The organism is Acidimicrobiales bacterium, from assembly GCA_036273495.1.
GTDB lineage: Bacteria > Actinomycetota > Acidimicrobiia > Acidimicrobiales > JAJPHE01 > DASSEU01.
Window position 1 is genome coordinate 1 of record DASUHN010000277.1, and the last position, 10386, is coordinate 10386.

At 72.5% G+C, this 10386-nt stretch carries 10 protein-coding genes; 9 read left to right on the plus strand and 1 reads right to left on the minus strand.

The genetic code is table 11. From position 1 onward, the window contains the following. The 4 genes from VFW24_11875 to ugpC all read left to right on the plus strand — a co-directional run. Positions 1-593 (plus strand): extracellular solute-binding protein (locus tag VFW24_11875; protein HEX5267461.1); only part of this gene is annotated, 593 nt, incomplete at its 5' end. A gap of 2 nt (positions 594-595) precedes the next feature. Next, the gene (locus tag VFW24_11880) at positions 596-1468 is read left to right on the plus strand and encodes a sugar ABC transporter permease (protein ID HEX5267462.1); all 873 of its coding nucleotides are present in this window, start codon (positions 596-598) and stop codon (positions 1466-1468) included. A 10-nt stretch (positions 1469-1478) separates the two neighbouring features. After that, complete coding sequence (locus VFW24_11885) at positions 1479-2294, plus strand: carbohydrate ABC transporter permease (GenBank protein ID HEX5267463.1); 816 nt, start codon at positions 1479-1481, stop codon at positions 2292-2294. Further along, a complete protein-coding gene (ugpC, locus tag VFW24_11890; protein HEX5267464.1) occupies positions 2291-3508 on the plus strand; it encodes a sn-glycerol-3-phosphate ABC transporter ATP-binding protein UgpC in 1218 nt (405 codons plus the stop codon). Before VFW24_11885 ends, ugpC begins: the two co-directional genes overlap by 4 nt. Here ugpC and VFW24_11895 read toward each other — a convergent pair. Further along, on the minus strand, positions 3486-4196 hold the full coding sequence (locus tag VFW24_11895) for a pyrimidine reductase family protein (protein HEX5267465.1): 711 nt from the start codon (positions 4194-4196) through the stop codon (positions 3486-3488). The genes ugpC and VFW24_11895 overlap by 23 nt on opposite strands. A 100-nt stretch (positions 4197-4296) precedes the next feature. Here VFW24_11895 and VFW24_11900 point away from each other — a divergent pair, with 100 nt between their 5' ends. The 5 genes from VFW24_11900 to VFW24_11920 form a co-directional block, all read left to right on the plus strand. After that, positions 4297-5169 (plus strand): xanthine dehydrogenase family protein subunit M, encoded by an 873-nt coding sequence (locus VFW24_11900; GenBank protein ID HEX5267466.1) that lies wholly within the window; start codon positions 4297-4299, stop codon positions 5167-5169. Beyond that, complete coding sequence (locus VFW24_11905) at positions 5166-5654, plus strand: (2Fe-2S)-binding protein (protein ID HEX5267467.1); 489 nt, start codon at positions 5166-5168, stop codon at positions 5652-5654. Before VFW24_11900 ends, VFW24_11905 begins: the two co-directional genes overlap by 4 nt. Further along, positions 5651-7987, plus strand: a complete 2337-nt coding sequence (locus VFW24_11910) for a xanthine dehydrogenase family protein molybdopterin-binding subunit (GenBank protein ID HEX5267468.1) — start codon at positions 5651-5653, stop codon at positions 7985-7987. Before VFW24_11905 ends, VFW24_11910 begins: the two co-directional genes overlap by 4 nt. Before the next feature lie 41 nt (positions 7988-8028). After that, positions 8029-9102 (plus strand): amidohydrolase family protein, encoded by a 1074-nt coding sequence (locus VFW24_11915; protein HEX5267469.1) that lies wholly within the window; start codon positions 8029-8031, stop codon positions 9100-9102. Between the two features lie 26 nt (positions 9103-9128). After that, positions 9129-10386, plus strand: a 1258-nt coding sequence (locus tag VFW24_11920) for a CoA transferase (GenBank protein ID HEX5267470.1), incomplete at its 3' end; no start/stop codon positions are given.

A 10386-nucleotide genomic window follows, 5' to 3' on the forward strand; every position in this document is an offset into this window, starting at 1 on the left:
ACACCGCCGCCAACCGTCAGGCCCTGCAGTGGCTGCACGACGCCGTGTACACCAACCACATCGCGCCCCAGGCGGTCACCGGCTGGCAGGAGGGCCAGGTCCAGCAGGAGTTCACGTCGGGCAACGCCGCCTTCGCCATCAACTACCCGTTCGTCAACTCGGTGGCCGCCCAGGGCGGCCCGGCCAAGGGCCACGTCGGCTACATCCCCTTCCCGGCCGGGCCGGGGGGGACCCCCGGATCGGCCCTCGGTGGCGAGATGCTGGCGATCAACGCCCGCACCACCCACGTGGCGGCGGCATGGAAGCTGATCCAGTACCTCACGACCGACGCCGCCCAGATCACGCGGGCCGAGGCCACGGGTGACCCGCCCGCGTCACCAACCGCCTACACCGCCGACCTGTACGCCAAGGCGCCGTACTTCCAGGCGGTCAAGGACCTCAACACCCACGCCCAGCCCCGGCCGGTCAGCGCCGGCTACCTGCAGATCTCCTCGGACCTGCAGGACATGCTCTCGTCGGTGTTCTCCAACCAGACCCAGCCGGCCGCCGCCCTCTCCCGGACGGCGGCGACCGTGAAGCCACTGGCCGGCTAGCCGTGCGGGCCGGGGACCGGCGCCTGGGCTACGCCCTCGTGGCGCCGGCGCTGCTGGCGCTGCTGGCGGTCACCGCCTACCCCCTGCTGTACAACCTGTGGAACTCCTTCCACCACGTCAACCTCAGCCAGGCGGGGGCGTCGGGGCAGTGGGCCGGGGCGTCGAACTACCGCCAGCTGCTCCACGCCGGCTTTGCCGGGGCGCTGGAGCGCACGGCCGCCTTCACCGCCGTGTCGGTGCTGGTCGAGACGGTCCTCGGCCTGGGCCTGGCCCTGATGCTGCACCGCGCCTTCCGGGGCCGGGGCCTCCTGCGGGTGGCGGTGCTGGTGCCCTGGGCCGTGCCCACCGTGGTGTCGGCCACGCTGTGGAAGACCATGTTCGACCCCCGGACGGGCTTCGTGGACTACCTGCTGGGGCTGGCCCACCTGCCGGGGTCGTCCACCACCTGGCTGGCCGGGGAATGGACGTCGTGGGCGGCCGTCCTGGTGGCCGACGCGTGGAAGAACGTCCCGTTCATCGCCATCATCCTGCTGGCGGGGCTGCAGGTCATCCCCACCGACGTCTACGAGGCGGCCCGGATCGACGGGGCCAGCGCCTGGCAGGCCTTCCGGCGCATGACCCTGCCCCTGCTCCGGCCGGCGCTGATGGTGGCCCTCATCTTCCGCACCCTGTCGGCGTTCCTCGTCTTCGACGTGGTGTACATCATGACGGGCGGGGGACCGGGCACCTCGACCGAGACGCTGTCCTATCTCGACTGGCACACCTTCCTCGTCGACACCGACTTCGGGTACGGCGGAGCGGTGGCCGTCGCCCTCGTCGCGATGTCCCTGGTGATCGCGGGCGGATACGTCCGCCTGATGCGGCCGAACACGTGACGCCGACCCGATGAGGCGGGCCGCCTTCTATCTGGCCGTGGCCGTGGCCGTCCTCGTGGCCCTGTTCCCCTTCTACTGGATCCTGCGCACGTCGCTGGAGACCAACGCCGGAGTGGCGGCCGGGGTCAACGGGATCCTGCCGTCGCACGTGACCTTCTCCAACTACGTCGACGACTTCACCCAGCAGCACTTCCTCCGCCCGCTGGTGAACAGCGCCGTGGTGGCGCTGGCCACCACGGTGGTCTCGGTCGTGTTCGGGTCGATGGCCGGCTACGCCCTGGCCCGCCTGCGGATGCGGGGCTCGGGGGCCATGCTCGCGTTCATCCTGCTGGTCGGCTTCTTCCCGGTGCTGGCCATGGTCGGGCCGCTGTTCCTGCTGTACCGGAAGCTGGGGTTCCTCGACAACATCTGGCCCCTGGTCGTCACCTACCTCGTGTACACGCTGCCCATCGCCATCTGGCTCCTCCGGGGGTTCTTCTCCCAGCTGCCTGCCGAGCTGGAGGAGGCGGCCCAGGTCGACGGGGCCACCCGCCTCCAGGCGCTGTGGCGCATCGTCGTGCCGGTGGCCGCCCCGGGAGTGTTCACCGCCGCCATCCTGTCGTTCATCCTGGCGTGGAACGACTTCGCCTTTGCGGTGTCGTTCCTCGAGAACCCCTCCCACTTCACCGCGCCAGTGGCCATCGTCGACTTCGGCCAGAGCCAGTTCCAGGTCTTCTACAACCGGATCGACGCCGCCGTGGTGATCATCACCATCCCGATCGCCGCGCTGGTGCTGGTGGCCCAGCGGCGCATCGTGAGCGGGCTCACCGCCGGGGCCTACCGGTGAGCGAGATCCGCCTCGAGGCGGTGAGCAAGGTCTACCCCAACGGCACGCCGGCGGTTTCCGACCTCACCCTCGAGGTCCCCCAGGGAGAGCTCATGGTCCTGGTGGGACCGTCGGGATGCGGGAAGACCACTGTCCTGCGCATGGTGGCCGGGCTGGAGACGATCACCTCCGGGGTGGTGCGCATCGGGGACCGCGCCGTCAACGAGCTTCCGCCCCGCGACCGTGACCTGGCGATGGTCTTCCAGAACTACGCCCTGTACCCGCACATGACCGTGGCCGACAACATCGGCTTCTCCCTCCGGCTCCGGAAGCTGCCCCGGGACCAGGTCCGGGCCCGGGTGGAGGACGCGGCGCGCGTGCTCGGCCTGACCGAGCTGTTGGCGCGCAAGCCCGCCCAGCTCTCCGGCGGCCAGCGCCAGCGGGTGGCCATGGGCCGGGCCATCGTGCGCGAACCGGCCGCCTTCCTCATGGACGAGCCGCTCTCGAACCTCGACGCCAAGCTGCGCGTCCAGATGCGCGCCGAGGTGTCCCGGGTCCAGCGGCGCCTCGGCGTCGCCACCCTCTACGTCACCCACGACCAGACCGAGGCGATGACCCTGGGGGACCGGGTGGCGGTGCTGCGCAGCGGACGCCTCCAGCAGTGCGACGCCCCCCAGACGGTGTACGACCGCCCCGCCAACATCTTCGTGGCCGCCTTCATCGGCTCCCCGGCCATGAACCTCTACGAGGCCGTCCTCGACCCGGACGGGGGGTCGGTGCGGATCGGACCGCAGGTCCTGGCCCTGCCCGGCTCCCTCGCTCACCATCCCGCCCTGTCGGCTCGAGCCGGCCGGGAGGTGGTGGTCGGGATCCGCCCCGAGCACCTCTCCGACGCCCCGCCCGGGCCGGCGCCCCACCCCGGCCACAGCCTCGAGGGCCAGGTCGAGCTGGTGGAGTCGCTCGGCTCCGAGAAGCTGGTCCACTTCCGCGTCGAGGGTGCCCGGCTGCACACGGCGGGCACCGCGGCGACCACCGACGACGGGGAGGACCCCGGCCTCCTGGCCCAGGGGGAGATCGGGGGGGCGGCCTTCACCGCCGCCACCGCCCGGGTCGACGTGACCAGCCCCGTCCGCCCGGGCGAGCGGGCGGTGCTGACCGTCGACACCGAGCGCCTGCTCCTGTTCGACCCGGCGTCCGGTGACGCCATCGGCGCTACGACCGGGGCGGGATCCTGAGCCGGTAGAAGAGGAAGCCGTCCTGCTCGAGCAGCTGGACCACCTCCAGCCCGACGGGCGGGCGCAGCTCGTCCCCGGCCAGCACGCGTGGCCCCGTGCCGCCGACCAGGCGGGGCGCCATGGTGAGGCAGAGCTCGTCGAGCAGGCCCTCGTGGGCCAGCTCGGCGTTGAGGGCCGGGCCTCCCTCGCAGAGCACGTGGCGCCGGCCCTGGCCGTGCAGGGCGGCTACGGCGCCGGGCAGCTCGACCCGCTCGTCCCCGGCGACGAGGAAGTCGACGACGTCGGGCACCCGGTGCTGCGCCCGGCGGGCCCCCTCGGCGGACGTGACGAGCAGGGGACGGGCCTCCGCCTCGGTGAAGAAGGGCGCCGACCAGTCGAGGTTGGCGGAGCGGGTCACGACGGCGATCGGCGGCACGGCGGGTTGGCCGCGGGCTTCGCGGGCGGCGCGCAGGGCAGGGGGGATCCGGGCCGGCCCGTAGCCCTCGGCCCGCACCGTTCCGGCCCCGACCAGGATCACGTCGGCCAGGGACCGCAGGGCGGCGAAGACCTGGCGGTCGGGTGGCCCGCCCAGCCTTCCCGAGCGCCCGTCGACGGCTATGGCGCCGTCGATGCTCGAGATCATGTTGCAGCGGACGAACGGGCGGCCCGACCCGGGATCCGGGGACGCATAGGCCTCGAGCAGGTCCACTTGGTCCGAAGGGGTCGGCAGCAGCCGGCGCACGACGGAGCCTGACACAATGCGACGCGGTGGCCTACGCCTCAGCCGCCGTAGCGCCAAGGGGGTTCGTTTGAAGCCACCGCCGTTCGAGTACTCGGCCGCCCACTCGGTGGAGGAGGCCGTCGATCTCCTGGCCGAGCACGGTGACGAGGCCAAGGTGCTGGCCGGCGGGCAGAGCCTGCTGCCGCTGCTCAGCCTGCGCCTGGCCCGGCCGGGGATCCTCGTGGACATCAACCCGGTGGCCGAGCTGGCCACCATCTCCGACGGGTCCGGCCTCGAGCTCGGCGCCATGGTGCGCCACCGCGCCGCCGAGCGCTCGGCCGCCGTGCGGACCGAGGCCCCGCTGGTGATAGAGGCCCTCGGCCTGGTCGGCCACGCCGCCATCCGCAGCCGGGGAACCATTGGGGGCAGCGTGGCCCACGCCGACCCGGCGGCGGAGCTGCCGGCGGTGCTGCTGGCCCTCGACGGGGAGGTGGTCGCCACCAGCCGGCGGGGGGCGCGCACCGTCGCCGCCCGCGACCTGTTCGCCGGCTTCCTCACCACCACCCTGGAGCCCGACGAGCTGCTGACCGCGGTGCGCCTGCCGGCCGGGCCCGCCCGGGTGGGCTCGTCGTTCCAGGAGTTCAGCCGGCGCAGCGGGGACTTCGGCGTGGTCGGGGTGGCCTGCGGGCTGGCCCTCAGCGGCGACGGCCGCGTCGACCACGGCCGGCTGGCGTTCTCGGGGGTGGCCGGCACGCCGGTCCGGGCCGACGGGGCCGAGGCGGTGCTGGCCGGGGCGTCCCCGTCGGCGGAGCTGTGGGAGCAGGCGGGCCGGGAGGCCGCCTCCCAGCTGGATCCACCCGGGGACCTGCACGGTTCCCCGGCCTACCGCCGCCACCTCGCCGCCGTTCTGGCCCAGCGGGCGCTGGCCCAGGCATTCGACCGGGCGAAGGGAGCCAAGTGAGCGCCGAGATCGTCACCCTCACCGTCAACGGCCGGGAGCGTCAGGGCCTGGCCGAGCCCCGCCGCACCCTGGTCGATTTCCTCCGGGAGGACCTGGAGCTGACGGGCACCCACGTCGGCTGTGAACACGGCGTGTGCGGCGCCTGCACCGTCATCATCGACGGCGCGCCCGTGCGCTCGTGCCTGATGCTCGCCGTGCAGGCGCGCGGGGCCGAGATCACGACGATCGAGGGGCTGGAGGAGAACGGGGAGCTGCACCCGCTGCAGGAGGCCTTCCGCCGCAGCTTCAGCTTCCAGTGCGGGTTCTGCACGCCGGGTTTCGTGATGAGCACCCTGGCCCTCCTCGAGGAGGATGGCCCGCTCGACGAGGAGCACCTGCGCCACGAGCTGTCCGGGAACCTGTGCCGCTGCACCGGCTACCAGTCGATCGTCGACGGGGTGCGGCTGGCCGCCGAGCTGCTGGCCGAGAAGAGGGGGGCGAAATGAGATTTGTCGGCGCCAAGGTCGAACGGGTCGAGGACCGCCGCATCCTGACCGGGCGGGGTCACTACGTCGACGACCTCAAGCTCCCCCACATGCTGCACGCCGCCTTCCTGCGCAGCCCGGTGGCTCACGCCGTCATCGCGTCCATCGACACCTCCGCTGCCCGGCAAGCACCCGGTGTGGTGGGCGTGTTCACCGGAGCGGAGATGGCCGGGATGACCGCGCCCATCGAGGTGGCCATGGCCATGGGGACCAAGGTGCCGACCTTCCATGCCCTGCCGACCGACAAGGTCCGCTTCGTGGGGGACCCGGTGGCCATGGTGGTGGCGGAGAGCCGCTACCAGGCCGAGGACGCGTGCGAGCTGATCGAGGTGGACTACGACCCCCTGCCGGCGGTCGCCACCTACGAGGCCGCCCTCGACCCCTCCAGCCCGACGGTGTTCGACGAGCACGGGGACAACGTCGTGTTCCGGTCGGAGGCCTCCTTCGGGGACCCCGACGGCGCCTTCTCCCGTGCTGACCGGGTGGTCTCGGCCACCCTCCGCCAGCACCGGGTGGCCAACGTGCCGATGGAGACACGCGGCGCCGTGGCCGATTACGACTCGGGCTCGGGTGAGCTCACCTACCACGCCGCCACCCAGGGGCCCCACGGTCTGCGCATGGTGCTGGCGGCCACCCTCCGGCTGCCCCTGGAGCGGGTGCGGGTGCTGGCCCGCGACATCGGTGGGGCGTTCGGCCTCAAGGGATTCGTGTCGCGGGAGGAGCTGGCGGTGGCCGCCGCCAGCCGCGCCGTGGGTGCGCCGGTCAAGTGGATCGAGGACCGCAACGAGCACCTCCTGGCCTCGGGCCAGGCTCGCGAGGAGATGATGGAGGTCGAGGCGGCGGTCAAGTCCGACGGCACGCTGCTGGGGATACGGGCCCACATGCTCATGGACCAGGGGGCCTACCCGGCGGTGCCGTTCCCCAGCGCCATGTTCACCGGCCTGATGCAGATGCTCCTCCCCGGCCCCTACCGCCTCGAGGGCTACACCTTCGACGTCAAGGTGGTGTGCACCAACAAGTGCTGGTACGTCGCCTACCGGGGCCCGTGGGAGATGGAGACGTGGGTGCGCGAGCGCCTGCTCGACATCGTGGCGGCGGAGCTGGGTATCGACCCCGCCGAGGTGCGCAGGCGCAACATGGTCGACGGGGACCCCGACGACCGGCTTATCACCGGCCTCAGCCTGGCGGGAGTGTCGTCGCGCCAGTCGCTGGACCGGGCCCTCGAGATGATCGGCTACGACGCCTTCCGCAAGGAGCAGGCCGACGCCCGCAAGGAGGGACGGTGCCTGGGGATCGGCTTTGCCACCTTCATCGAGGCGGCGCCGGGGCCGCCCGAGATGCGGATGGGCGGCGGGATGTTCGGCGGCGAGCGGGCCAAGGTCAGGCTGGAGGCCGACGGCCACCTCGTCGTCGTCACCGCCCAGTCCCCGCACGGGCAGGGCCACGAGACCACCCTGGCCCAGGTGGCGGCGGACGAGATGGGCGTGCCGTTCGACCACGTGAGGGTGCTCCACGGGGACACCAACATCACCCCGTTCAGCCTGATCGGGACCGGCGGGAGCCGGGCGTCCACGTGGGCCAGCGGGGCCGTTCTCATGTCGACGCGCAAGCTCAAAGAGCGCGTGCTCGGCATAGCCGCCGAGCTGCTGGAGATCAGCGCCGACGACCTCGAGATCACCGACGGCGTGATCGTCCCCCGGGGGGTGCCGGGACGGTCCCTGCCGCTGGCCCAGATTGCCCAGCAGGCCTACATGGCGCCGGGATCACTCCCGCCCGGGTCCGAGCCGGTGCTCGAGGTGCACGAGACCTTCACGGGCGAGGGCATCACCGGCAGCGGGTGGTCGGGGGGAACCCACGCCTGCACGGTCGAGATCGACATCGGCACGGGCCAGGTGCGGATCGGGCGCTACGTCGTCGTGGAGGACTGCGGACGGGTGATCAACCCGGCCATCGTGGAGGGCCAGATCCGCGGCGGGGTGACCCAGGGCATCGGTGAGGTGCTCTACGAGCACTCCGCCTACGACGAGGAGGGCCAGTACCTGGCCGGCACCTTCATGGACTACCTGGTGCCGACGGCGGCCGAGATCCCGGTCATCGAGATCGACCACCTCGAGACCGACCCCGACGGGGAGCTCGGCTTCCGGGGCGTGGGGGAGGCGGGCGCCGTGGTGGCCCCCGCCACCGTCAGCAACGCCGTGGCCGACGCCCTGGCCCCCTTCGGCGCACGCGTCTGGGACCAGTACCTGCCCCCCAACCGGGTGCTCGAGCTGGCGGGAGTGGTCGCGCCGGGCTGACCCCTTGACGCCCTCTCCATAGTGGTTGCTATGATGCTCGTATGCCCGAGCGCCTTCTTTCCGCGGACTCCCACGTCAAGGTGTCCCAGGACCAGATCAAGGCCAACCTCCCCGGCCGCCTGCACGCGGCGTACGACGAGGCGGTGGCGAAGTTCCAGGCCCGCATCGCCGGGGGGGCGGGACGGGCCAACGCCAAGGGGGCGCAGATGGGCGTGGGCGGGCGCAACGCCGCCTTCACCCGCCCCGGCTACGGGGACCCGGTCGAGCGCCTCAAGGACATGGACGCCGACGGCGTCGAGGCCGAGGTCATCTACTCGGAGGTCAGCGCCTTCCGGTACCTGGCCGACCTGGCAGAGGGGGCCAGCGAGGCCACCCGCGCCTTCAACGACGTGCTGACCTGGTTCTCGGAGGCCGACCCCAAGCGGCTGGTCGTGACCTACCAGATCCCGATCCACGACATCGACGCGGCCGTGGCCGAGGTGAACCGGGTAGCGGGACTGGGCGCCCGCTCCCTGCAGCTGCCGGTCTTCCCGCCGGAGTTCGGCCTGGCCGACTACTACCACGAGCGCTACGAGCCGCTCTTCGGAGCGATCCAGGAGACCGGCCTGCCGATCTGCTGTCACATCGGGCTCAACACCGGGCTCGACGACCTCAACCGCCGCGACCCGACCCCGCAGAAGGGGATCATGGTCCCCATGACGCCGCTCACCTCCGCCGAGGCGCTCGGCATGTGGATCATGGGTGGGGTGTTCGAGCGCTTCCCGGATCTCAAGGTCGTCTTCGTGGAGCCGGGCCTGGGATGGGTGTCGTGGTGGGTGCAGACCGTCGACGACATGGTGCTGCGCCAGGGCTACGACTTCCCTGCCATCAAGGAGCTGCCCAGCTACTACTTCCACCGCAACGTGCACCTCACGTTCATCGAGGAGCCCGACGGCGTGCAGCTGCTGCGCCATCGCCTCGGGGTGGAGAACCTGCTGTGGTCGACCGACTACCCCCATCCGGTGACCAGCTGGCCGAACTCGCGCCAGGTCGTCGACGAGCAGTTCGCCGGCGTGCCCGCCGACGAGCGCGAGCTCATGCTCAGCGGGAACGCCGCCCGGGTCTGGAACCTCTAGCGCGCCCCGCCCGTAAGGACAGTCGCGTGCCCGGGGTCTACGACGGTCTGCGCGTCCTCGACCTGTCGTGGGGGACGGCCGGGCCGATGACCGCGATGCTCCTGGCCGACAACGGGGCCGAGGTCACACGCATCGAGCGGCCCGGGGGCCCGCCCTTCGGCCCCCAGTCCGGGGACCGGGTGTGGCACCGGGGCCAGCGCCGGGCCACAGTCGACCTCCGCTCCCACGAGGGCCGGGCCGCGTTCCTGGCCCTGGCCCGCGGCGCCGACATCGTCGTCGAGTCGTTCCCCCCCGGCACCACCGCCCGCCTCGGCATCGACTTCGGCGCCCTGCACGGGGACAATCCCGGCCTGGTGTACTGCTCGATCACCGGGTACGGGCGGGGCAACCGCCACTCGGGCCGGCCCGGGTACGACGCCCTCGTTGCCGCCCGCACCGGCCTGCTGCACGACCAGCGGGGCCGGAGGGGAACGGCCATGGAGTACATCGGCGGGCGGACCGGTCCCCATCCGGAGTTCGGCAAGCCCGACGGGCTCGTTCGGGGGGCGGACCGGGACGGTCCCGTCTTCCCCCGCTCGACGTGGCCCAGCCTGGGCGCCGCCTATCTGGCCTCGCTCGGGATCGCCGCCGCCATGCGGGTACGGGCGGTGAGCGGCCGGGGCCAGTGGGTCGAGACCTCGCTCCTCCAGGGGGCGCTGGCGGCCGTGGGCCTCAACTGGCAGCGGGTGGAGAAACCCGACGCCCCGGTGTACTGGATGTGGCCGATCGACTCGCGGTCCATCGAGGGCCTGTACGAGTGCGCCGACGGGCGCTGGGTGCACCACTGGACGGTGCGGCCGAGCTGGGTGCTGGCCGCGGCGGCGGGGGAACAGCTCGACCCCGCCCCGCTCGACACCAGGTACCGCGACGACCCCGACCGCCTCTCGATGGAGCCCGACGGGCTCCTGTCCGGGATCTTCCTGCACCCGCTGCTGGCCGAGGCGTTCGCCAAGTTCCCCGCCGCCGAGTGGGTGGCCGCCGGCGAGAAGGCCAACATGGGTGTGGCCCTGGTGCGCTCGCCGGCGGAGGCCCTGGCCGACGAGGCGTACCGGACCGACGGGTGCGTCGTGGAGGTCGACGATCCGGAGGTGGGCCCCATCCGTCACGCCGGCACCCTCATCGACCTGTCGGCCACACCCGGCGCGGTGCAGGGACCGACGGTGGCCCCGGGCACCCACACCGCCGAGGTGATGGCGGAGGCGACGGCAGCGGCGGCCCCAGCCAGCGGGCGCGCCGGAGCCGGTC